Origin of the sequence: Pseudoxanthomonas dokdonensis (assembly GCF_001431405.1) — a bacterium.
GTDB classification, from domain to species: Bacteria; Pseudomonadota; Gammaproteobacteria; order Xanthomonadales; family Xanthomonadaceae; genus Pseudoxanthomonas_A; species Pseudoxanthomonas_A dokdonensis.
The window spans coordinates 45,344-67,511 of sequence record NZ_LDJL01000009.1; the positions used below are offsets into that span (position 1 = coordinate 45,344).

25 protein-coding genes are annotated in these 22,168 nt (G+C 65.4%); 20 read left to right on the forward strand and 5 right to left on the reverse strand.

The window, feature by feature from the left end; genetic code table 11:
* Positions 1 to 25: 25 nt before the first annotated feature.
* The 11 genes from ABB29_RS08865 (at position 26) to ABB29_RS08915 (ending at position 10,522) form a co-directional block, all read left to right on the forward strand.
* Positions 26 to 535 carry a hypothetical protein gene (locus ABB29_RS08865; protein WP_057658273.1) on the forward strand — a complete coding sequence of 170 codons (510 nt, stop codon included), beginning with the start codon at positions 26 to 28 and terminating at the stop codon, positions 533 to 535.
* 47 nt (positions 536 to 582) lie between these two features.
* The gene (gene hmgA, locus ABB29_RS08870; RefSeq protein WP_057658274.1) at positions 583 to 1,875 is read left to right on the forward strand and encodes a homogentisate 1,2-dioxygenase; all 1,293 of its coding nucleotides are present in this window, start codon (positions 583 to 585) and stop codon (positions 1,873 to 1,875) included.
* 104 nt (positions 1,876 to 1,979) lie between these two features.
* On the forward strand, positions 1,980 to 2,627 hold the full coding sequence (locus tag ABB29_RS08875) for a hypothetical protein (protein WP_083487711.1): 648 nt from the start codon (positions 1,980 to 1,982) through the stop codon (positions 2,625 to 2,627).
* Between the two features lie 120 nt (positions 2,628 to 2,747).
* Positions 2,748 to 3,701 (forward strand): sodium:calcium antiporter, encoded by a 954-nt coding sequence (locus ABB29_RS08880; protein ID WP_057658275.1) that lies wholly within the window; start codon positions 2,748 to 2,750, stop codon positions 3,699 to 3,701.
* A 99-nt stretch (positions 3,702 to 3,800) separates the two neighbouring features.
* Complete coding sequence (locus tag ABB29_RS08885; protein WP_057658276.1) at positions 3,801 to 6,626, forward strand: monovalent cation/H+ antiporter subunit A; 2,826 nt, start codon at positions 3,801 to 3,803, stop codon at positions 6,624 to 6,626.
* Positions 6,626 to 7,045, forward strand: coding sequence for a Na+/H+ antiporter subunit C (locus tag ABB29_RS08890; protein WP_057658277.1), 420 nt, complete (start codon positions 6,626 to 6,628; stop codon positions 7,043 to 7,045). Before ABB29_RS08885 ends, ABB29_RS08890 begins: the two co-directional genes overlap by 1 nt.
* The gene (locus ABB29_RS08895; protein WP_057658278.1) at positions 7,042 to 8,562 is read left to right on the forward strand and encodes a monovalent cation/H+ antiporter subunit D; all 1,521 of its coding nucleotides are present in this window, start codon (positions 7,042 to 7,044) and stop codon (positions 8,560 to 8,562) included. The genes ABB29_RS08890 and ABB29_RS08895 overlap by 4 nt, the downstream gene beginning before the upstream one ends.
* Positions 8,559 to 9,047, forward strand: a complete 489-nt coding sequence (locus tag ABB29_RS08900) for a Na+/H+ antiporter subunit E (RefSeq protein WP_057658279.1) — start codon at positions 8,559 to 8,561, stop codon at positions 9,045 to 9,047. Before ABB29_RS08895 ends, ABB29_RS08900 begins: the two co-directional genes overlap by 4 nt.
* Complete coding sequence (locus ABB29_RS08905) at positions 9,044 to 9,313, forward strand: K+/H+ antiporter subunit F (RefSeq protein WP_057658280.1); 270 nt, start codon at positions 9,044 to 9,046, stop codon at positions 9,311 to 9,313. Before ABB29_RS08900 ends, ABB29_RS08905 begins: the two co-directional genes overlap by 4 nt.
* Positions 9,310 to 9,687 carry a Na+/H+ antiporter subunit G gene (locus ABB29_RS08910; RefSeq protein WP_057658281.1) on the forward strand — a complete coding sequence of 126 codons (378 nt, stop codon included), beginning with the start codon at positions 9,310 to 9,312 and terminating at the stop codon, positions 9,685 to 9,687. The genes ABB29_RS08905 and ABB29_RS08910 overlap by 4 nt, the downstream gene beginning before the upstream one ends.
* Complete coding sequence (locus ABB29_RS08915) at positions 9,671 to 10,522, forward strand: NAD-dependent epimerase/dehydratase family protein (RefSeq protein ID WP_245622586.1); 852 nt, start codon at positions 9,671 to 9,673, stop codon at positions 10,520 to 10,522. The genes ABB29_RS08910 and ABB29_RS08915 overlap by 17 nt, the downstream gene beginning before the upstream one ends.
* 18 nt (positions 10,523 to 10,540) lie before the next feature.
* On the opposite strand, the gene ABB29_RS08920 is transcribed toward ABB29_RS08915, so the two are convergent.
* Positions 10,541 to 11,020, reverse strand: coding sequence for an Mpo1 family 2-hydroxy fatty acid dioxygenase (locus tag ABB29_RS08920; protein ID WP_057658283.1), 480 nt, complete (start codon positions 11,018 to 11,020; stop codon positions 10,541 to 10,543).
* A gap of 125 nt (positions 11,021 to 11,145) precedes the next feature.
* Positions 11,146 to 12,081 carry a phosphoribosylaminoimidazolesuccinocarboxamide synthase gene (locus ABB29_RS08925; RefSeq protein WP_057658284.1) on the reverse strand — a complete coding sequence of 312 codons (936 nt, stop codon included), beginning with the start codon at positions 12,079 to 12,081 and terminating at the stop codon, positions 11,146 to 11,148.
* A 205-nt stretch (positions 12,082 to 12,286) separates the two neighbouring features.
* Here ABB29_RS08925 and ABB29_RS08930 point away from each other — a divergent pair, with 205 nt between their 5' ends.
* From ABB29_RS08930 to ABB29_RS08970, 9 genes are all read left to right on the forward strand, one after another.
* Positions 12,287 to 12,616, forward strand: a complete 330-nt coding sequence (locus ABB29_RS08930) for a J domain-containing protein (RefSeq protein ID WP_057658285.1) — start codon at positions 12,287 to 12,289, stop codon at positions 12,614 to 12,616.
* Between the two features lie 29 nt (positions 12,617 to 12,645).
* Positions 12,646 to 13,317 (forward strand): ribulose-phosphate 3-epimerase, encoded by a 672-nt coding sequence (gene rpe / locus ABB29_RS08935; protein ID WP_057658286.1) that lies wholly within the window; start codon positions 12,646 to 12,648, stop codon positions 13,315 to 13,317.
* A 217-nt stretch (positions 13,318 to 13,534) separates the two neighbouring features.
* Complete coding sequence (gene yegS / locus ABB29_RS08940; protein WP_057658287.1) at positions 13,535 to 14,485, forward strand: lipid kinase YegS; 951 nt, start codon at positions 13,535 to 13,537, stop codon at positions 14,483 to 14,485.
* Between the two features lie 135 nt (positions 14,486 to 14,620).
* Complete coding sequence (gene trpE / locus ABB29_RS08945) at positions 14,621 to 16,111, forward strand: anthranilate synthase component I (protein ID WP_057658288.1); 1,491 nt, start codon at positions 14,621 to 14,623, stop codon at positions 16,109 to 16,111.
* Between the two features lie 9 nt (positions 16,112 to 16,120).
* Positions 16,121 to 16,894 (forward strand): ATP-dependent Clp protease proteolytic subunit, encoded by a 774-nt coding sequence (locus ABB29_RS08950; protein WP_057658289.1) that lies wholly within the window; start codon positions 16,121 to 16,123, stop codon positions 16,892 to 16,894.
* Positions 16,895 to 16,898: 4 nt separating this feature from the next.
* Entirely contained in the window at positions 16,899 to 17,477 is a 579-nt protein-coding gene (locus ABB29_RS08955; protein ID WP_057658290.1) for an anthranilate synthase component II, read from the forward strand.
* A gap of 74 nt (positions 17,478 to 17,551) precedes the next feature.
* On the forward strand, positions 17,552 to 18,583 hold the full coding sequence (gene trpD, locus ABB29_RS08960; protein WP_057658291.1) for an anthranilate phosphoribosyltransferase: 1,032 nt from the start codon (positions 17,552 to 17,554) through the stop codon (positions 18,581 to 18,583).
* 214 nt (positions 18,584 to 18,797) lie between these two features.
* Positions 18,798 to 19,589 (forward strand): indole-3-glycerol phosphate synthase TrpC, encoded by a 792-nt coding sequence (trpC, locus tag ABB29_RS08965; RefSeq protein WP_057658292.1) that lies wholly within the window; start codon positions 18,798 to 18,800, stop codon positions 19,587 to 19,589.
* Positions 19,590 to 19,597: 8 nt separating this feature from the next.
* Positions 19,598 to 20,323, forward strand: a complete 726-nt coding sequence (locus tag ABB29_RS08970) for a haloacid dehalogenase-like hydrolase (protein ID WP_057658293.1) — start codon at positions 19,598 to 19,600, stop codon at positions 20,321 to 20,323.
* A gap of 33 nt (positions 20,324 to 20,356) precedes the next feature.
* Here ABB29_RS08970 and ABB29_RS08975 read toward each other — a convergent pair whose 3' ends face one another.
* From ABB29_RS08975 to ABB29_RS08985, 3 genes are all read right to left on the reverse strand, one after another.
* Positions 20,357 to 20,860, reverse strand: coding sequence for a GNAT family N-acetyltransferase (locus tag ABB29_RS08975; protein WP_211260716.1), 504 nt, complete (start codon positions 20,858 to 20,860; stop codon positions 20,357 to 20,359).
* Complete coding sequence (locus ABB29_RS08980) at positions 20,857 to 21,231, reverse strand: TFIIB-type zinc ribbon-containing protein (RefSeq protein ID WP_057658294.1); 375 nt, start codon at positions 21,229 to 21,231, stop codon at positions 20,857 to 20,859. The genes ABB29_RS08975 and ABB29_RS08980 overlap by 4 nt, the downstream gene beginning before the upstream one ends.
* A 174-nt stretch (positions 21,232 to 21,405) precedes the next feature.
* Positions 21,406 to 22,155 carry a sulfite exporter TauE/SafE family protein gene (locus tag ABB29_RS08985; RefSeq protein WP_057658295.1) on the reverse strand — a complete coding sequence of 250 codons (750 nt, stop codon included), beginning with the start codon at positions 22,153 to 22,155 and terminating at the stop codon, positions 21,406 to 21,408.
* Positions 22,156 to 22,168: the final 13 nt, after the last annotated feature.

Below are 22,168 nucleotides of genomic sequence, written 5' to 3' on the forward strand. Positions count from 1 at the left end.
CTGGAATCGGTCGACAGGCAGCGCGATGAACACGCCGGCAGCAGACAGCGACGCACCGTTGTACCGGCTGCTGCATGGCCTGAGCGGACGTGGCCTGTCGCCCGCGCAGCTGCAACAGCGGCTGCAGGCGGTGCTGAATGCCTACGACGATCCGGCGTTGGCGTGGGTCGATGATCCGCGGCCGGAAGTGCTGATGCTGCTGTCACTGCAGCATCAGCTGGCCGACCACATTGCCGTGGCCGCCAGCACCGGGGCGCTGCACGCACAGGTCAACGCACTGGTGTCGGGGTTGTTGCCGGAGCGCCCGTCGCGCTATCCCGCGCATCTGTTTCCACCGGCCTCCTATCTGCGCTGGCTGGATACCGAACTGCAGGCGATTACCGCCGAGACCGGCGGGCTACGGCTGCTCAAGCTGGGCAATCCGTATGATGAGAATCTGCACGTAGCGGTGGTCGAAGCCCGTGATCTGGACGAAATCCAGGCGTTGGCCGCGAGCCAGAAACTGGCGATAGCCACGGTCAGCGAACCACTGTAAATCCATCCGCGCCGCTGCTGCCGCGGGTACAACCGAGTGAGAATGCGATGACAGCGTTGAACTACCAGACCGGATTCGGCAACGAGTTTGCCAGTGAAGCCATCGCCGGCACCCTGCCGGTTGGCCGCAACTCGCCGCAGCGGGTCGCCCATGGCCTGTATGCCGAGCAGTTGTCGGGCACCGCGTTCACCGCGCCGCGTGGCGAGAACCGCCGCAGCTGGCTGTACCGGATCCGGCCGGCGGCGATGCATTCGACGTTCACCGCCTATGCCCAGCCGGCGTTCCACAACGATTTTGGCAGCGGACCGGTCAGCCCTGATCAGATGCGCTGGTCGCCGTTGCCATTGCCCAACGCGCCCACCGATTTTGTCGATGGCCTGTTTACCATGGCCGGCAATGGCGGCAGCGAAGGCCAACACGGCATCGGCGTGCATATGTACGTCGCCAACCAGTCGATGCAGGGACGCTATTTCTACAACGCCGATGGCGAACTGCTGCTGGTGCCGCAGATGGGCCGGCTGCGCATCGCCACCGAAATGGGCGTGCTCGAGGTCGAGCCGCAGCAGATCGCGGTGATTCCGCGCGGCGTGCGCTTCCGCGTCGAACTGCCCGACGGCGCTGCCCGTGGTTACGTCTGCGAGAACTTCGGCGCGGCGATGCGGCTGCCGGATCTCGGCCCGATTGGCGCCAATGGCCTGGCCAATCCACGCGATTTCGAAACCCCGGTCGCCGCCTACGAGGACATCGAGGGCGAGTTCGAACTGATTGCCAAGTTCCAGGGCCATCTGTGGCATGCCGACATCGGCCATTCGCCGCTGGACGTGGTTGGCTGGCATGGCAACTACGCGCCGTACCGCTACGACCTGCGCCGCTTCAATACGATCGGTTCGATCAGTTTCGATCATCCGGATCCGTCGATTTTCACCGTGTTGACCTCGCCCAGCGATACCCCCGGCACCGCCAACCTCGATTTCGTGATTTTCCCGCCGCGCTGGCTGGTGGCGCAGGATACGTTCCGGCCGCCGTGGTTCCATCGCAACATCGCCAGCGAATTCATGGGCCTGGTGCATGGTGCCTACGATGCCAAGGCCGAGGGCTTCGCACCGGGTGGCGCGTCATTGCACAACTGCATGACCGGCCACGGCCCGGATGCGGCGACCTTTGAAAAAGCCAGCGCCGCGGATCTGTCGCAGGCCGACGTCATCAGCGACACGATGGCATTCATGTTCGAAACCCGGGCGGTGATCCGGCCGACCGCGCAGGCGGTGGAGGCGGGCCATCGGCAGCGCGATTACCAGGCTTGCTGGTCGGGTCTGCGCAAGCACTTCAGCGCCAGCTGACGCACGCGGGCGGGTCGGCGCGGACCTCGCGCCGGCCACGTTAACAACTGCTTGGCGCCGTGCTGGTTAGGCTTCAGCGCATTCCCCAGCCGTGGAGTTGCGCGATGAAAACCCTGCCGTTTGCCTGCATGCTGAGTGTGCTGACGCTGGTGGCCTGCCAGCGTGACGATCCCGGCGATCCGCCGGCACCGGTTGACGCCTCGACCCCTGCAGTGGCCGATGCCGGCGCGGCCACCCCCGCGCAGACGCAGACGGCGGCAACCGCCACGTCTGACAAAGACGATCCGGCCGCTGCCGAAGACGCGGAGATGGCCACCCTGGCCGGCTTTGGCGATCTGGTGCTGGGTAGCAGTGAAGCCGATGCACGTGCTGCCTGGGGCGGTGAGCTGAAAGGCCCGGCCGACAACCCGCAGGATTGCCATTACCTGACCCCGGCCTGGGTCAAGCGTCCGGCCGATCTGGCATTCATGATGGAAGCTGGCAAATTCGTCCGCTACGACGTCGGCAGCGACCGCCAGGTCGCGCCCGGTGGTGGCCGGGTCGGCATGAGCGGCGACGAATTGCAGGCCCTGTACAGCGGAAAGCTGCAGTCCAGCCCGCACAAGTACGTGCCGGAGGGCAAGGTGCTGTCGATCGGCGCGGGCGTGCCCGGCGACGGCAAGCTGGTGTTCGAGGCCGGCGCCGATGGCAAGGTCAGCGCCTGGCGGGTCGGCCTGGCCCCGCAGGTCGATTATGTTGAAGGCTGTTCCTGATCCGGCGGTGCCCTGATTGACCGCCGGCCTGGCGCCGGCGGTCAACGTGGCTGGTTCAAGCGGCGGGCAGCGGCATAGAATGAGCGCTTGCCGGGTGCGGCTGGATAAGGAGCCATCATCATGATGGAAGCATGGGGATACTTCCTGCTGGGCCTGTTGCTGCTGGGGCTGGGTGGAGATTCGATCGTCAAGGGAGCGGCCGGGCTGGCGCAGCGCATCGGCCTGACCCCGTTCGTGGCCGGTCTGCTGCTGATGGCCTTCGGCACCTCGCTGCCGGAACTGGCGGTCAATGCGCGCGCGGTATGGACCGGTGCCGATGAAATGGCGCTGGGCAATGCCATTGGCAGCAACATCGTCAACCTTGGCCTGACCCTGGGCGCGGCAGCGGTCGCCGCACCGGTGCTGATCCGGCTGCGGCTGCTGTCACCGGCACTGGTACTGCTGGCATTGGCCTCATTGCTGCTGATGCTGTTTGGCCTGGATGGAACAATCAGCCGCGGCGAAGGCCTGTCGTTGCTGCTGCTGTTCGTCGTGCTGCTGGGCCTGGCGCTGTGGCGCGCACCGCGCGAACAGGCCGACGTGCGCGCCAGCATTGCCGCCTTTGCCAGCACCCACTCGGCGTTGTGGATGAATCTGCTGCGCGTGCTGGTGGCCTCGGCGCTGTTGTATTTCGGCGCCAAGTACGTGGTATCCAGTACCCAGGTGCTGGGCCAGGGTTGGGGTTTGACCCCGCTGATGGTCGGATTGCTGCCGGTGGCGATCGGCACTGCGTTGCCGGAAGTGGCCGCAGCCATTGCCGCCGCCCGCCGCGGTCACGGCGACATGGTGGCTGGCCATGTCATCGGCTCCAGTGTGTTCAACCTGCTGGTCATCGTCGGCGGCATGGCCGCATTCCGGCCGCTGCCGTTGCCGGAATCCTTCGTCAAGCTGGAACTGCCGGCGGCGATCGCGCTGGTGCTGTTGATGTATCCGCTGCTGCGCGGCGACCTGCGGATCAGCAAGGGCGAGGGCATGGTCCTGCTGCTGGCGTTTGCAGGCTGGGTGATCCTGGAGCTGGCATTGCTGCTGGCTTGACAGCCCAGCCTGAAGATCGGTTTGGGGAGGCCGCCGGGCGGCCTGATAGACTCCGGTGTTGCTCGTGAATCTGATTCCCTGCAAGACCAAAGGTTGTTGATGAACCCCTCTCTGGAAATCCTGCTCGCCTTGCCATTCGTGATGGCGGTGGTGGTCGCCCTGCTGCGCGACGTGCCGCGCGGCGTCACCGCTTGGCTGGCCGCTGCCGCACCGCTGCTGGGCCTGGCTATCCTGCTGACGCTGACCCCGGCGGTGATGTCCGGCCAGGTCGTCAGCAGCCAGCACGATTGGATTCCACAGGTCGATCTGGTGTTTTCGCTGCGGCTGGACGGGCTGGCCTGGATGTTCGCCGGACTGGTGCTGCTGATCGGCGCGCTGGTGGTGATGTATGCGCATTACTACCTCAGCCGGCAGGACAGCGCCCCGCGCTTCTTCGCCTATCTGCTGCTGTTCATGGGCGCGATGCTGGGCATGGTGCTGGCCGGCAACCTGCTGTTGCTGGTGGTGTTCTGGGAACTGACCAGCATCAGTTCGTTCCTGCTGATCGGGTTCTGGTCGCATCGCCGCGATGCCCGCGAAGGTGCGCGGATGGCGTTGACCATCACTGCCGGTGGCGGACTGGCGTTGCTGGCCGGCGTGCTGATCATCGGCCGCATCGTCGGCAGCTACGATCTGGATGCGGTATTCGCCGCCGGCGACCTGATCCGCAACAGCCCGATGTACCCGGCCGCGCTGTGCCTGATCCTGCTGGGGGTGTTCAGCAAGAGCGCGCAGTTCCCGTTCCATTTCTGGCTGCCGCATGCCATGGCCGCGCCAACCCCGGTGTCGGCGTACCTGCATTCGGCGACGATGGTCAAGGCCGGCGTGTTCCTGCTGGCGCGGTTGCACCCGGTGCTGTCGGGCACGGATCTGTTCTTCTATCTGGTCAGCGCAGTCGGCGCGATCACGCTGGTGATGGGCGCATGGAACGCGATCTTCCAGCATGATCTGAAAGGGCTGCTGGCGTATTCGACCATTTCCCACCTCGGCCTGATCACGCTGCTGTTCGGCTTGTCGGAACCGATGGCGACGGTGGCGGCGGTGTTCCACATCCTCAACCACGCCACCTTCAAGGCGTCGCTGTTCATGGCCGCGGGCATCATCGACCATGAAACCGGCACCCGCGACATCCGCCGGCTCGGCAACCTGCGCCACTACCTGCCATTCACCAGCGCGCTGGCGATCATCGCCTCGCTGGCGATGGCCGGGGTACCGCTGCTCAACGGCTTCCTGTCCAAGGAGATGTTCTTCGCCGAGGCGCTGGACATCCAGCATCACGGTGGCATGCGCATCGCGATGATCGTGGCCGCATTCCTGGCCGGCGTGTTTGGCGTGGCCTACAGCTTGCGCTTCGTCTACGAGACCTTCTTCGGGCGCGGTCCGCGCGCGCTGGAGGACATTCCGCACGAGCCGCCGCGCTGGATGAAGATTCCGGTCGAGATACTGGTGGTGCTGTGCCTGGCGGTAGGCATCTTCCCGGCCTGGACCATCGCGCCGGTGCTGGATACCGCCGCGCGCGCGATCCTCGGTGCCAACATGCCCAGCTACAGCCTAGCGGTCTGGCATGGTTTCAACCTGCCGTTGCTGATGAGCGTCGGCGGCATGGTCGGTGGCATCGCGCTGTACTTCGGTCTGCGTCGCCTGCTCGACCTGCATGCGATCATGACCCGCTCGCAGGGGCGATGGCTGTTCCATCTGAACCAGGAACAGACTTTCCGCCTGGCCAGCCGCTTCAACAAACTGTGGGTCAATGGCAGTCTGCAACGCAGCCTGCTGTGGCTGGTGCTGGCGGCAATGGTCGCGGCCGGCGCGCCTTTCGTGGGTGATCTGGACTGGCCGCAGCTGCGCCTGGACAACCTGCCGGCACTCGGCTGGCTGCTGTGGCTGATGCTGGTCGCGGCGACCGCGTTCACCGTGCGCCTGCACCGGCAGCGCCTGCTGGCAGTGATCGTGATGGGGGTGATCGGTGTCATCGTCAGCCTGACCTTCGCCTTGTTGTCGGCGCCGGACCTGGCCTTGACCCAGTTGCTGGTGGAAATGGTGACGCTGGCGCTGATGCTGCTGGCGATGAACTACCTGCCGTCGTCGTCGCCGCCGGAGCCGTCAGCGCTGCGACGCTGGCGCGACGCTGCCATCGCCATCGTCGCCGGCACCGGGGTGGCCGCGCTGGCCTATGCGGTGATGACCCGCCCAGCCGACACCATTGCCGGCGAACTGCTGGCGCGGTCGCTGCCGGAAGCCTACGGCAGCAACGTGGTCAACGTGATCCTGGTGGACTTCCGCGGTTTCGATACCTTCGGTGAAATCACCGTGTTCGGCATCGCCGCGCTGGTCGTGCATGCATTGCTGCGGCACTCGCGGATGGCACCGGAAAAGCGCATGCCGGGCGGACCGGTGCCGTTGCCGGTACCGGCCGACCTGACCCAGATCCTGTTTCCGCTGGCGCTGACCGTGTCGGTATACCTGTTCCTGCGCGGCCACAATGCGCCGGGCGGCGGCTTCGTCGCCGGACTGGTGCTGGCGGTACCGTTGTTGATGCAGTACGTGGTGCAGGGGATGGCATCGGTCGAATCGCGATTCGCCTTCAACTACATCGCCTGCATCGGCGTTGGCCTGCTGATCGCGGCGCTGACCGGGCTGGTGCCGATGCTGATGGGTTATCCATTCCTGACCAGTGGCCATCTCGATCTGGAGGTGCCGTGGCTCGGTCATCTCGGCCTGGCCAGTGCCATGGGTTTTGACATAGGGGTGTATCTGGTGGTGTTTGGTGGCGCGATGTTGATCCTGTCGATGATGGGGACGGTCAAGCCGTCCAAACGCAAATCGTCGCAACGCGGCACCATCCAGCCGTCGCAGCGTTCGCCCAGGACCGGGGAGGTACGCTGATGGAACTGGCGATGGCCAGCGCGATTGGCATCCTCACCGCCGGCGGCATCTACCTGCTGCTGCGTGCGCGCAGCTTCGACGTGATCCTGGGCCTGACCCTGTTGTCGTATGCCACCAACCTGCTGATCTTCTCCGCCGGCCGCCTGTTCGTTGGCAAGGCGCCGGTGCTGCGCGAAGGCGTGGCGCCGACACTCGACCACTACGTTGACCCGCTGCCGCAGGCACTGGTGCTGACCGCCATCGTGATCGCCTTCGCGATGACCGCGGTGACGCTGGTGATGGCGATCCGCAGCCGCGGCGACAACCTCAGCGATCATGTCGATGGGCGCCGCAATGATCCGGCCAGCGCGGCACCGCAACCAGTTGCCGCCAGCGACGCCGGCGGCGGGTCGGCGGCCTCGCAGGGAGGCGACGCGTGAATCCGCTGGTGGTGCTGCCAATCCTGCTGCCGCTGCTGACCGGCGCGCTGGTATTGATGAGCGAGCGTCGCGGCATCGTCGTGCAACGGCTGGTGTCCTGGCTGGGTGTGTCGGCATTGCTCGCCGTCTGCATTGCCTTGCTGGTGCAGGCCAGCGACGGCACGGTGCAGGTATACCTGCTCGGCGACTGGCCGGCACGGCTGGGCATCGCGCTGGTGCTGGATCGGTTGTCGGCGATGATGGCGCTGACCACAGCGCTGCTGGCGGTGGCCTGCCTGCTGTACGCCTGCGGTGGCTGGGACCGGCGCGCGCCGCATTTCCACGCGCTTTTCCAGCTGCAGTTGATGGGCATCAACGGCGCATTCCTGACCGGCGACATCTTCAACCTGTTCGTGTTCTTCGAGGTCCTGCTGATCGCGTCGTATGGATTGATGGGCAGTGGCGGCCGCCGCGCGCGGATGCGCATCGGCCTGCATTACGTGGCCTTCAACGTGATGGCCTCGACCCTGTTCCTGATTGCACTGGGATTGCTGTACGGGTTGATCGGCACGTTGAACATGGCCGAGATTGGTCTGCGCCTGAGCGAGGTTTCCCCGCAGGACGCCAGGCTGCTGCAGGCGGCACTGGGACTGATGCTGGTGGTGTTCTGTGCCAAGGCCGCGTTGCTGCCGCTGTATTTCTGGTTGCCCGAGGCCTATGGCCGGGCGCCGGCGGCGGTGGCGGCGCTGTTCGTGATCATGACCAAGGTCGGCCTGTACGCGGTGCTGCGGGTTGGCACGCTGGTGCTCGGTGCCGGGCTGTTGTCGGGTTTTGCCTGGCAGGCGTTGCTGTTCCTGGGCATGTTGACGCTGCTGCTGGCCGGCGTCGGCGTGCTGGCGGCGGCACGGCTGCGTACGCTGGTGGCGTACCTGGTGCTGGTGTCGGCGGCGACCCTGTTCGTGGCGTTCGCGCTGCAGCGGGTCGACACCATCGGCGCCGGCCTCTATTACCTCGCCCACAGCACGTTCGTGGCGGCGGCGCTGTTCCTGCTGGCCGACATCGTGCGGCGGCGGCGCGGCCGTGCCCAGGACTGGCTGCAGGTGGTCGCGCCGATGCCGGAAAAAACCCTGCCGGCGTTGCTGTTCCTGCTGGCGGCGGTGTCGGTGGCCGGGTTGCCGCCGTTGTCCGGCTTCCTCGGCAAATTGATGCTGATGCAGGCCACGCCGGCGGTGGATACGCCGTGGGTGTGGACGGCGTTGCTGTTGAGCAGTTTCATGGTGGTGACCGCGCTGGCGCGGGCCGGCAGCCGGATGTTCTGGCGGGTGGCACCGGAGGGCGATGGCGCGCGCGCCGATCCGGTGCCCTGGGTGCAGACCGGCGCGGTGGTGCTGCTGCTGGGCTATGGCATCGTGATGACGGTGCTGGCCGGGCCGATCAGCAATTACACCCGCGCCGCCGCCAGCCAGATCCTGGATCCAGCGGCAATGATTGACGACATCCGTCACAGCGCGCCACTGCATCGGGAGCCATCGCCATGATCAAGCGCCTGCTGCCTTCGCCCCTGCTGACCTTGACCGTGTCCGGTTTCTGGCTGTTGCTGGTTGGCAACGTCGGCCCTGCGGCATTGCTGATGGCCGCGCTGCTGGGCATCTGCATGCCGTTGTTCGCCGCGCGACTGGATCGTGAGTTCGCCCGCATCGGCAGCCTGCGGCGGCTGCCTAAGATGATCGTCGTGGTCGGTTACGACATCGTCCGCTCCAATATTGAAGTCGCGCTGCGCATCCTCGGCCCGGAGTCGGCGATCAAGCCCGGTTTCATCTGGGTGCCGCTGGACATCCGCAACATCCACGGCATCGCCGCACTGACCAGCATCATCACCCTGACCCCGGGCACGGTGTCGGCGGAGCTGTCGCCGGACCGTGATTACCTGCTGGTGCATTGTTTCCACGTCGAAGACCCCGATGCGGTCATCGCCGAGATCAAGCAGCGTTATGAGAAACCGCTGATGGAGATATTCCCATGATCCAGATTGCCATCGTCGGCTCGATGATCGTCGTCGGCATATCCATGTTGCTGGCGCTGTGGCGGGTGGTGCGTGGGCCGACCGTGCCGGACCGCATCCTCGGCCTGGATACCCTGAGCATCGCCGCCATCGCCGAGTTGATGTTGTTCGGCATGTATACGGACACGACCATCAATTTCGAGATCGCCTTGATCATCGCGGTGCTGGGCTTCGTCAGCACGGTGGTGCTGAGCAAGTACGTGCTGCGCCGGGATATCGTCGAATGAACAGCGCGGTCGAATTCCTGCTGGTGGCCTTGCTGGTCGTTTCCAGCTTCTTCATCTTCGTCGGTTCGCTGGGTCTGGTGAAGCTGGACGACTTCTTCAAGCGCCTGCATGGCCCGACCAAGGCCAGCACCCTGGGCGTGGGCTGCATCCTGCTGGCGTCGATGGGCTATCACGCGCTGCTGGGCGAAGGCCTGCAACCACGCGAACTGCTGATTACCGTGTTCGTGTTCATCACCGCACCGATCAGCGCGCACATGATGGCCAAGGCCGCGTTGTCACTGATGATGGATACCCGTCCACGGCTGCCGACCGGCAAGCAGGTCGACAGCCAGGGTGTGCATGTCGAGCCAACGGACGATGGCGGCGAACACTGATCGACACGCGCTGCTGATGGGCGGCAGCGGCCAGATCGGCGAGGCCGCGGTTGCCAGGTTGCTGGCGGCAGGCTGGCGGATCAGCGCGCTGTCGCGACAGCCGCGTCAGTCACGGCCGGGCCTGCAGTGGCTGGCGGGCGAACTGGACAATCCCGGTGAGTTGCCGCATCAAGTGGACTGCATCTTCAGCATGGGGCCACTGGATGCCTTCGCGCGCTGGTACGCCGCATCGTCGATCGACTGTCCGCGCGTGATTGCGTTTGGTTCGACCAGCCTGGAGACCAAGCAGACATCCCTCGACGCCCATGAGGGTGACCTGGCGCTGCGGCTGCACCAGGCCGAAGCCAGCGTGTTCGCCACCGCCAGCCAGCGCTCGGCCGTCGCCACCCTGCTGCGCCCGACGCTGGTATACGGCAGTGGCCGTGACCAGAACATCAGCCGGATCGCCGCAATGGCCAGACGCAGTGGCTTTTTCATCCTGCCCAGTGGTGCAAGCGGCCTGCGCCAGCCGGTGCATGTGGAGGATCTGGCGGCAGCGGCGCTGGCAGTGTTCGATTGCGATGCCGCTGGCGGCAAAGCGTATGCGCTGCCGGGCGCTGAAGCGCTGCCCTACGATCAAATGGTCGCGCGTACGCTGCGGGCGCTGGCGCCCTCGGCGCGGCTGTGGCGGTTGCCAATGCCGGTATTCCGGTTGGCGGTCAAGGTTGCACGCGCCAGTGGCCGCCTGCAGGGGCTGACCGACGCGGCGATCAGCCGGCTGGGCGAGGATCTGGTATTCGACGACAGCGCCGCGCGCGCGGATTTCGGTTACGCGCCGCGCGGGTTTGTCCTGTAGCTGGCACGAGCGGGCGCTTCAGTATTTCCAGCCCAGCCTGCGATACAGCTTGGCCAGCACCCACGCCGGGCCAATCAGCAGATAGGTGATGTCGGTGAGGAAGCTGGGTTTGCGGCCTTCGATCTTGTGGCCGACGAACTGCGCTATCCAGGCCACCACGAACACGCCGATGGCCGCCTGCAGCAGGCCGGCTACACCCAACTGCGCGTACAGCCAGCGGGTCAGCCAGGACAGGGTGATGAAGATCGCCAGCATGCCCAGGCCGAGCGGGCGCGACATCCTGTAATAGAACATCCACGACGCGAACATCGCCAGCGCCGCCCAGATGCCGGACTGCAGCCAGGTACCGAACACCGGGATGCACCACAGCAGCGCAATCACCGACCACAGGATCGCCGGTACCGCGAACACATGGATCCATTGGTTGGTGTCGTTGCGGTGGTCGCTGGAATAGCTGGCGAACCAGCGGTCGACATCGCGTTGCGTCTGGGTACTCATCCATCCCTCCCAGGATGATCTGCGGTTGCCGCAGTATGCACCTGCCGGCGCCTGTCAGGTATTACGCTAGCGCCGAAGCCGCCGCCACGCCAACGGCAGCGCATCACGCGCTGCCGACGTGGATATCAGTCGACCTGGATATCGGCCAGTTTCTGCAGTGCCTCGGCATATTTGGCGCGGGTGCGCTCGATGACCTCGGCGGGCAGGCGCGGACCGGGCGCGGTCTTGTTCCAGTCCAGCGTCTCCAGGTAGTCGCGCACGAACTGCTTGTCGTAGCTCGGCGGGCTGCTGCCGACCTGGTACAGATCGGCGGGCCAGTAGCGCGACGAGTCCGGGGTCAGCATTTCATCCATCACGTACAGGCGGCCGTCGGCGTCGGTACCGAATTCGAACTTGGTATCGGCCAGCAGGATGCCACGCTCGGCAGCGTAGTCGGCGGCGTAGTGGTAGATGCGCAGGGTGGCATCGCGCACGCGTTCGGCCAGTTCGGCGCCAACCGTCTTGACCATCGCATCGAAGTCGATGTTCTCGTCATGATCACCGACCGCGGCCTTGGTCGAGGGGGTGAAGATCGGCTCGGCCAGCTTTTCCGCCTGGCGCAGGCCGTCGGGCAGGGCGATGCCGCTGACCTTGCCGGTGCGCTGGTAATCCTTCCAGCCGCTGCCAATCAGGTAGCCGCGGGCAATCGCTTCGACCGGCACCGGCTTGAGTTTCCTGGTGACCACCGCGCGCTTGGCATACAGGGTGGGGTCGACACCGTCCGGCAGCACGCTGGCGACGTCGATGCCGGTCAGATGATTGGGCATCAGGTGCGCGGTCTTGGCGAACCAGAAATTGGAAATCTGGCAGAGCATTTCGCCCTTGCCGGGGATCGGGTCGGGCAGCACCACGTCAAAGGCGCTCAGGCGGTCGGTGGCGACCATCAGCAGGTAGTCGCCGTTGTGCTGGGCGGCGGTGTCGGCGGGCAGGCGTTCACGCGGGATGTCGAATACGTCGCGGACCTTGCCGCGGTGGCGCAACGGCAGGCCGGGGAGATCGGATTGAAGCAACGTCGTGGGCACAAACACTCCTTCGGGCACAGGCGCACAGGCGCCACTTGAGCAACATCGACGAAGGCCGGGCCTTCGAGCATGTCCCGATGGGGTTCGGATTCCGGCCGGGCGTGGCCGCGGCGGGACCCGGATTTCCGACCGGGCCGCGTAGTGTACGGCGATGTGGGGCCTGTGTGCCGTAAAATGGCGCGCATTGTTGAGGAAACCGCCCCCGATGAAGCGTTGGTACGGAAAATTGCTGGGTTTCGTGGCCGGATGGCTGCTGATGCGCCACCCGGTCGGCGCGCTGGTCGGGCTGTTGATTGGCCACGCCTTCGACGAGGACTGGTTCAAGCTCAGCCGTGACAACCCGTACCGGGTGTTCAACCTGACCGAGGACGCCAGCGAGGCTGAAATCGACCAGGCCTATCGCAAGCTGATTTCGCAGTACCACCCCGACCGCATGGCCGGTGCCGCCGAAGAGCTGCGCCGCCAGGCCGAACTCAAGGCCGGTGAAATCAACGCCGCCTACGACCGCATCCAGAAACTGCGCCGCAAGCGCTGAGCTTGTACGCGCCCCTGCCGGGAAATCCCATGTCCGACTGCATCATCGCCCCGTCCATCCTGTCCGCCAATTTCGCCAAGCTGGGCGAGGAAGTGGATAACGTCATCGCCGCCGGTGCCGACTGGGTGCATTTCGACGTGATGGACAACCATTACGTGCCCAACCTCACCATCGGCCCGATGGTCTGCCAGGCCTTGCGCAAGCACGGCGTCACCGCACCGATTGATGTGCACCTGATGGTCTCGCCGGTCGACCGCATCGTCCCGGATTTCGCCGAGGCCGGTGCCAGCATCATCAGTTTCCATCCCGAGGCCAGCCAGCACGTGCACCGCACCATCCAGCTGATCAAGTCGCATGGCTGCAAGGCCGGGCTGGTGCTCAACCCGGCGACCCCGGTCGATGTGCTGGACTGGGTGCTGGACGATCTGGACATGGTGCTGCTGATGTCGGTCAATCCCGGCTTTGGCGGCCAGGCCTTCATCCCCTCGACGCTGGAAAAGCTGCGCAGGGTGCGCGAGAAAATCGACGCCAGTGGCCGTGCCATCCGGCTGGAAATCGACGGTGGGGTCAAGGCCGACAATATTGCCGACATCGCCGCCGCCGGCGCTGATACCTTCGTTGCCGGCTCGGCAATCTTCAACGCCCCCGACTATGCCGAGGTCATCGGCCTGATGCGCAAGGCCGTGGCGGCTCGAGGCTGAGATCCAGCGGGACCGACAGAAAAACGGCGGCCGATTGGCCGCCGTTCGCGATATTGGAGGCTGATCCTGCCTCCGCCCGTCGTCCCTGCTATGGCCTTCCACGCTACCCCGCGATGATGACAATCGGATGACCGCAGCCGGCTGCAGTGTGAATCTTGGCGACGCGGCTTTACGGCTTGCCCCGATAGGCTGGACGTTTCCCCCGTCGGACTTGTCCATGCCCAAATCTCACTGGTTTCTGATACTCAACGGCAAAGCCACCGACAACGAGCCGCTGCGCGATAGCGTGCAGGCGCTGCGCAAAGAGGGTGTCGTCCTGGATGTGCGGGTGACCTGGGAGCCGGGCGATGCCGAGCGCTACGTGCGCGAGGCGCTGGAAGCCGGTGCCGACACGGTCATTGCCGCCGGCGGGGACGGCACCATCAATGCGGTCGGCAACGCGCTGGCCCAGGACCCGCGTGGGGCCGATGACCTGCCGGCGCTGGCGGTGGTGCCGCTGGGCACGGCCAATGACTTCGCCCATGCCGCGGGCATTCCGCTGACACCGGAGCCGGCGCTGCGGATGCTGGTGGCCAGCACGCCGGTTGCGGTGGATGCATTGAAGGTCGAGGGCGACGGCGAACAGCGCTGGTGCATCAACATGGCCAGCGGCGGCTTCGGTACCCGCATCACCATGGAAACCAATCCCGGGCTGAAGAAGCGCCTCGGCGGCGCCGCCTATGTACTGACCGGGCTGGCCCAACTGGGCAAGATCGAATCACTGACCATCGCCGTACGCGCGGAAGGCTTCGCCTGGGAAGGCGACATCGTCGCCCTGGGCGTCGGTAATGGGCGCCAGGCCGGTGGCGGACAGCAGATGTGTCCGGATGCGCTGATCAACGACGGCCTGATGGACATCGTGCTGCTGCCGGAGCATTCCAGCGACGAACTCAGGCAGCAGAACGTCGGCCTGGGCACGCTGATCACCGAAGGCGCCAGCGGCGTGGCCGAGCGCCTGAGCGTGCGCAGCCGCAGCCAGTGGTTGCAACTGGAATCAACCGACGCGTTCGCGCTCAACCTCGATGGCGAGCCGATCCAGGCGCGCCGGTTCCGCATCGATTGCGTGCCAAAGCGGCTGCGCATGCATCTTCCCAGCGACAGTCCGCTGTTGCAGCATTCGGGCAAATGATGGGGTAAAGTAGCCCCGTGTTCACCTCCACGCGCCCGCTTTCCCTGACTCCTGCACGCCGCTCGTGGCGATGGTGGCCCGTTGCCGTCGCCTGCCATGCCCCCGTGTCCATGATGTCCAGGAAGGAAAGCCCGCTTGATTTCGCACGCACAGTTCCAGCGCTACGCTGCTGAAGGTTTCAACCGCATCCCCGTTGTCCGTGAAGTGCTGTCCGATCTGGACACGCCGCTTTCGGTCTACCTGAAACTGGCCGACGGGCCGCATACCTACCTGCTGGAATCGGTCGAAGGCGGCGAGCGCTTTGGCCGCTATTCGATCATCGGCCTGCCGGCGCGGCGGGTCATCCGTTTCGATGGCCATACCCTGACCATCCGCGATGGCGACACCCTGGTGCAGACCCGCGAGGTCGCCGACCCGCTGGCCGAAATCGAAGTGCTGCGCAGTGCCTACCGGGTGCCGCAATTGGCAGGACTGCCTGGATTCACGGGCGGGCTGGTCGGCTGGTTCGGCTTCGAATGCATCGGCTACATCGAACCCCGGCTGGCGCAGGGGCAATTGAAGGACGAACTGGGCACGCCGGACATCCTGATGATGCTGTCCGAGGAACTGGCGGTGTTCGACAACCTGAAGGGACGGCTGTACCTGATCGTGCATGCCGACCCTGGCGAGGCCGACGCCTGGGACAACGCCCAGGCACGCCTGGACCAGCTCAGCGGCAAGCTGCGCCAGCTGGGCGCCGGCTATCCGCAACCCATCACCCGCGATGTGCTCGACGAAAGCCATTTCGTTTCCGGCTTCACCCGCGAGGGCTTCATTGCCGCGGTCGAGAAATCCAAGGAGTACATCCGCGCCGGTGACGTATTCCAGGTCGTGCTCAGCCAGCGCCTGAGCGTGCCGTTCAATGCGCGTCCGGTGGATGTCTACCGCGCGTTGCGCGCGCTCAATCCGTCGCCGTACATGTATTTCCTCGATGTCGGTGACGTGCAGGTGGTCGGCTCGTCGCCGGAGATCCTGGTCCGGCTGGATCGCGATGCCGACGGCCAGGGCCAGGTTACCGTGCGGCCGATTGCCGGTACCCGCCCGCGCGGCGGCACCCATGACGAAGATCTGGCGCTGGAAGCCGAATTGCTGGCCGACCCCAAGGAGCGCGCCGAACACCTGATGCTGATCGATCTGGGCCGCAATGATGCCGGCCGGGTGTCAGAGGCCGGCAGCGTGCAGGTCGGCGAACAGTTCGTGATCGAGCGCTACAGCCACGTCATGCACATCGTCAGCGAAGTCACCGGCAAGCTGTTACCGGACCTGAGCTATGCCGATGTGTTGCGGGCGACGTTCCCGGCCGGCACCGTCAGCGGCGCGCCGAAAATCCGCGCGCTGGAAGTGATCCGCGAGCTGGAGCCGATCAAGCGCAACGTCTATGCCGGCAGCATCGGATACCTGGGCTGGCATGGCGAAGCCGACACTGCCATCGCCATCCGCACCGCCGTGATCAAGGATGGCCGCCTGCACGTGCAGGCCGGCGCCGGCATCGTCTATGACTCGGACCCGGAAAAGGAATGGGACGAAACCATGAACAAGGGCAGGGCACTGTTCCGCGCGGTGGCTGAAGCGGCCAGGGGCTTGTGAGGTGCGCGCATGAGCCTCGGCATTCTCGCCACGTTGTTCATGTATTCAGCGGTGATCACCTGGCAGGCAGCCGGGTCCACTGAGGCCGCTCCGCCTGCGGAACCGGTGATGCTGACCTTGCAAGGGGACACTCTGGTCTACCGCGGCGAGATCAACGCTGACGCCGTTGCCAGGGTGGCCGACCTGCTGGTCCAGCAGCCGGGCGTCGCCGGGCTGGCCATCGATTCACCCGGCGGCAGCATCGATGCCGGGATGGATCTGGGCGAACTGGTACGCCAGCATGGGCTTGATGTCGAGGTGATGGGAAGCGGCTGTGCATCCTCGTGCGCGAACTACGTATTTGCCGCCGCTGATCGAAAATCCATCAAGCCAGGTGCGCTGGTCATATGGCATGGCTCCGCGATCCAGAAAGGATTTGACGACTTGGACTCCGCCCCCGGCACTTCTGTCGTGGAAGACGGGCCGGCGCAGCCCAATATCTTTCAGCGTTGGTATGCCAGGCATGTGGTGCAGAAAATGCTGCGACAGTACGTCAAGCGGATCCGCCATCGACAGGCTGATTTTTACCGTGAGCTTGGTATCGACGCACGTGTCACCGTCATTGGCCAGGACTTGGGGTGCAAGTGCAATTGGACGCTGTTGCCGGCCGATATGGCCGCCTTTGGAATAGAGCATGTCCAGGCGCCACCAGCCTACGGTATGCCAGGCTACTCAAACTCGTCGAACTGGTCGCTGATACGACTGGCCGACCACCCCGACTACCTGCAGAAGACCCGGAAGTGATTGCATGCTGCTGATGCTCGACAACTACGACAGCTTCACCTACAACCTGGTCCAGTACCTGCAATCGCTGGGCGCCGAGGTCAAGGTGGTGCGCAACGACGCGATGACCGTGGACCAGATCCAGAAACTGGCACCCGAACGCATCGTCATTTCCCCCGGCCCTTGCACACCCAATGAAGCCGGGGTGTCGATGGAGATCATCGAACGCATGGGCCAGACCACGCCGATCCTCGGCGTCTGCCTGGGCCACCAGAGCATTGGCCAGGTGTATGGCGGCAAAGTCATCCGTGCCGGTCGCATCATGCATGGCAAGACCTCGCGCATCCGCCATCGCGGCCAGGGCGTGTTCGCGCAGCTGCCGGATCTGTACGAGGCGACCCGCTACCACTCGCTGGTGGTCGAAAAAGACTCACTGCCGGACAGCCTGGAAGTCACCGCCTGGACCGAGAACGAAGATGGCAGCTTCGAGGAAATCATGGGCCTGCGCCATCGCCAGTTTCCGGTGGAAGGCGTGCAGTTCCATCCCGAATCGATCCTGACCGAACACGGCCATGCGCTGCTGAAGAACTTCCTGCAACGCTGAATCGCCTGGTCGCAATGACACGCTGATCACCGGCTTGCCCATGCACGACCCGGTCACCCCGCAAAGGAACACCCATGCCGATCACCGCCCAAGAAGCCCTGCAACGCACCATCGAACATCGCGAGATATTCCATGACGAAATGGTGCAGCTGATGCGTCAGATCATGCGTGGCGAAGTGACCCCGATGATGACCGCGGCGATCCTGACCGGGCTGCGGGTCAAGAAGGAAACCGTTGGTGAAATTGCCGGCGCCGCCCAGGTGATGCGCGAGTTCTCGCGCACGGTGGACGTCGCCGACAAGACCCATCTGGTCGATATCGTCGGTACCGGTGGTGACGGTTCGCATACCTTCAACATTTCCACCTGTTCGATCTTCGTGGTCGCCGCGGCCGGCGGCAAAGTCGCCAAGCACGGCAATCGCAGTGTGTCGTCCAAGTCGGGCAGCGCCGACGTGCTGGAAACCCTGGGCGCGGCGATCGACCTGGCCCCGGAACAGGTGGCGCAGAGCATCGAGCGCTGCGGCATCGGCTTCATGTTCGCGCCGGTGCATCACCCGGCGATGAAAGTGGTGGCGCCGGTGCGCCGAGAAATGGGCGTGCGCACCATCTTCAACATCCTCGGTCCGCTGACCAACCCGGCCGGCGCGCCGAACATCCTGATGGGGGTGTTCCACCCGGATCTGGTCGGCATCCAGGCCCGCGTGCTGGAAGAGCTCGGAGCCGAGCGCGCACTGGTGGTGTGGGGACGCGATGGCATGGACGAACTTTCGCTGGGTGCCGGCACGCTGGTTGGCGAGCTGCGTGATGGCGTGGTCCGCGAGTACGAACTGCATCCGGAGGATTTCGGTATCGCCATGTCGGCCAGCCGCAACCTGAAAGTGGCCGATGCCGCCGAGTCCAAGGCCATGCTGCTGGACGTACTGGACAACAAGCCCGGGCCGGCGTTGGATATCGTGGCCTTCAACGCTGGCGCCGCGCTGTACGTGGCGGGCGTGGCCGATGACATCGCCGAAGGCATCGCGCGCGCGCGCGCGGTGCTGGCCGATGGTTCGGCCCGTGCGCAGCTGGACGCCTTCATCGCCACCACCCGTGCGCTGGCCGCCTGAATGGACACCGCTGGCGGCGCGATGGCGGGCAGCCATCCACTGATCGCCGGCAATGACCGGCCGGCCTTCGGCGAGCCGCCCTGCGAGCGCCGTGGCAAGGACTGGTACGATCACCCCCCACCGCGCGTGCCCGGATCGGCGCGCGCTCATGGCTGCAACCGGGAATGAGTGCATTCCCCGCCAGTGCCCCGGCACGGCGCATCACGGAATTTCGATGAGCGATATCCTCACTACCATCCTCGCCCGCAAACGCGAGGAAATCGCCGAGCGCAGCGGACGGGTGCCGTTGGCAGAACTGAAGGCACGCGTCGACGGCGCGCCGCCGCCACGCGGTTTTGCCCAGGCGCTGCAGGCGATGATTGCCCAGGGCGAAGCCGCGGTCATTGCCGAGGTCAAGAAGGCCAGTCCCTCCAAAGGCGTCATCCGGCCTGACTTCCACCCCGCCGATATCGCGGTGAGCTACGAGTTCGGCGGTGCCGCCTGCCTGTCGGTGCTGACCGATGTCGATTTCTTCCAGGGTTCCGATGCCTATCTGCAACAGGCGCGCGAGGCCTGCACGCTGCCGGTGCTGCGCAAGGATTTCACCATCGATCCCTACCAGGTCTACGAGGCCCGCGTGCTGGGTGCCGACTGCATCCTGCTGATCGTTGCCGCGCTGGATGACGAACAACTGGTCAGCCTGTCCAGCCTGGCCATGGAGCTGGAGATGGACGTGCTGGTGGAAGTGCATGACATCGATGAGCTGGAACGCGCGTTGCAGGTGCCGGTGCCGTTGATCGGCATCAACAACCGCAATCTGCGCAGCTTCGAAGTATCGCTGCAGACCACCCTGGCGATGAAGGATGCGGTGCCGCGCGACCGTCTGCTGATCACTGAAAGCGGCATCCTGCAGCGCGATGACGTGGCCCTGATGCGCGGCAATGGTGTGCATGGTTTCCTGGTCGGCGAGACCTTCATGCGCGCACCGGAGCCCGGCGATGCGCTGCGCGAGATGTTTTTTTCATGAAGCCGGCGATGGAAGGCGGTGCCGGCTATCCGGCGCCGGCGGCCGACGCGCCGCTGGTGGTGTTCGATTTCGATCACACCCTGTATGACGGCGACTCCGGCAGCCATCTGTTTGCCTGGCTGATCAAGCGCAATCCGCTGCGGCTGCTGATGGCGCTGCTGCTGACCCCGCTGCTCGGCCCGCTGGTGGCGATGCTGCCGACCCGGCGCTACGGCATTTCCGGCTATGTGTGGATTGCCAGCTTCGGCATGCGCGGCGCGCAGGAGTTCAACCGCTGGATCGATCGCTACGTGGTCACCCACGAGGCCTCCATCCGTGCCCGCCTGTTACCGCACGCACTGGAGGTTTTTGCCGGCCATCGCCGCGCCGGCGACAGGGTAGTGGTGGCCACTGGCGCGCCGCCGGAACTGGCCCGCGCAATCCTGGCCTTTGTTGCCCACGAAGACGTGCCGGTGGTCGGCACCCTGGTCGGTCCGAAACTGGGCGCGATCACCGCCAAGCGCCACTGCCACAACGTCGAGAAGATGCGCATGCTGGCCGAGCTGGGCTATGCCGACATCGCCGTGGCCTATTCGGACAGCACCGCCGATCTGCCGTTGCTGAAGGCTGCCCGCTCGCCGGTGGTGGTCAATCCCAAGCCGAAGCGGGTGGCGTTGTTCCACGAGGTGTTGCCCGCCGGTACCCCGATTCTCAACTGGGGCTGCCACGACCGCGGCGGCCAGCCGCTGGACTGAGCCGCTGCCGGATCAGCCGCCGGATCAGCGAGGTCAAGGCGCCAGCCGCTTGCGCATCAGCGCGTTGGCCATGGTCACCCCATGCCGGACCGGCATGCGTCGTTCAACCACCTCGAAGCCGGCGCTGGCGAAGAACGCCTCGGCGCTGCGGCTGACATCGGCGCTCAGTTCGGCCAGCTGCAAGGTCGCCGCATGCGCGTGCAGTTGCTGCATCAGGGCCCGGCCGATACCCCGCCGCGGATGTTCGCCGGACACGAAGAAATGGTCGATGTAGCCGTTGTCCTGCAGATCCGCATAGCCGACCACGCTGCCATCGAGTTCGGCGACGAACGGGTCGAGCCGGGTCATCCGTGCAGCCCAGTCCGGATCGCCCGCGGGCGTGGCCGGCGACCAGGCGTCGATCTGTTCGGCGCTGTAGAAGTCGCTGGCGATCTGGCGGATCGACGACTGGAACACCGCCAGCAGCGCCGCCTCGTCACCAGCGCGGAAGCGACGGATGCGCAGGCCCGCGGCTGGGGTTGGCGGCCTGCCGTTCACTCGCGCACCGGGGTCTTCCAGTCCTTGAGCAGATCCAACAGGTCATGCTCGACGAAGTCCTGGTATTCGCCGGCATCGTAGAAACGACCGTAACAATACTTGCAGCTCTCGAACCAGATGTGCGGCTGCTGCGGATCGACCATCCGCACCAGCTCACGCTGGCCGATGCAGACCGGGCAGGTGATGCGATCGACCTGGTTGCATTGTTCGCCCACAGCGGCATCGCCGGTATCCAGTTCGCGCGCGTGGCTCTTCAGGGTTTCGTGGGCCATCATTTCGAACCACAGGCCTTTGCAATGGGTGCAGCGGTGCGCGCTGGCCTCCAGCAGGACCAGCAATTCCATCGGGTGGCTGCATTTGGGGCATTTCATCGGCTTGTGACTCCGGTGGCGATGCGCCAATCTTAGGGCGTGTCAGCCATGTTCGCTGCGGTCGCTGCTGGCCATTGGCGTGCTGCTGAACAGGGCGCGCCCGCAGGTGCGCGCGTGGCCGATGCCAGCCAGCACGGATGGCCGCAGAACCGCTGGTTGAGGCGTTTGCTGGGCTCAGAACAACCAGGCCTTGCCAATCTGGTACAGACTGATCGACATCACCAGCAGCCCGACCGCGACCAGCACAACGCGTTCGGCCACGTGCTTGACCAGATAGGCGGCCAGCGGTGCGGCCAGTACCCCGCCGATCAACAGGCCGAGGACGATTTCCAGATGCTGGATGCCGATCGAGAAAAAGAACGTGATCGAGACCGCCAGGGTGATGACGAACTCGGCGGCATTGACCGTACCGATGGTGGTGCGGGCCTTGCCGCCACCGGCCAGCAGGGTCGAGGTCGCCAACGGCCCCCAGCCGCCGCCGCCGCTGGCGTCCATCAGCCCGGCGAAGAATCCCAGCGTGCGCACTTTGCGGACCTCGCCACGGGGCAGGAAGCGCCCGGCCGAGCGCAGCAGGATCAGCACCGCCAGGGCCAGCAGGTAGACATAGACGAAGGGTCGGATGAGCTCGCCCGGCAGGCGGGTCAGGACGTAGGCGCCGATGACACCGCCGACCGAGCCGGAGATCGCCAGCCGCCAGAACAGGCGCTTGTCGATGTTGCGGAAGTAGGCGTGCGAGGCACCCGAGACGCCGGTGGTGAAGACCTCGGCCGCATGCACGCTGGCGCTGACTGCCGCCGGCGGCAGGCCCAGGCTCAGCAGTACCGACGAGGACACCAGGCCGAACGCCATGCCCAGCGCACCGTCGACCAGCTGCGCGGCCAGGCCGATGGCGATGAACCAGTAAAACTCGCTTCCGAATTCCATCCAGACAACCCAG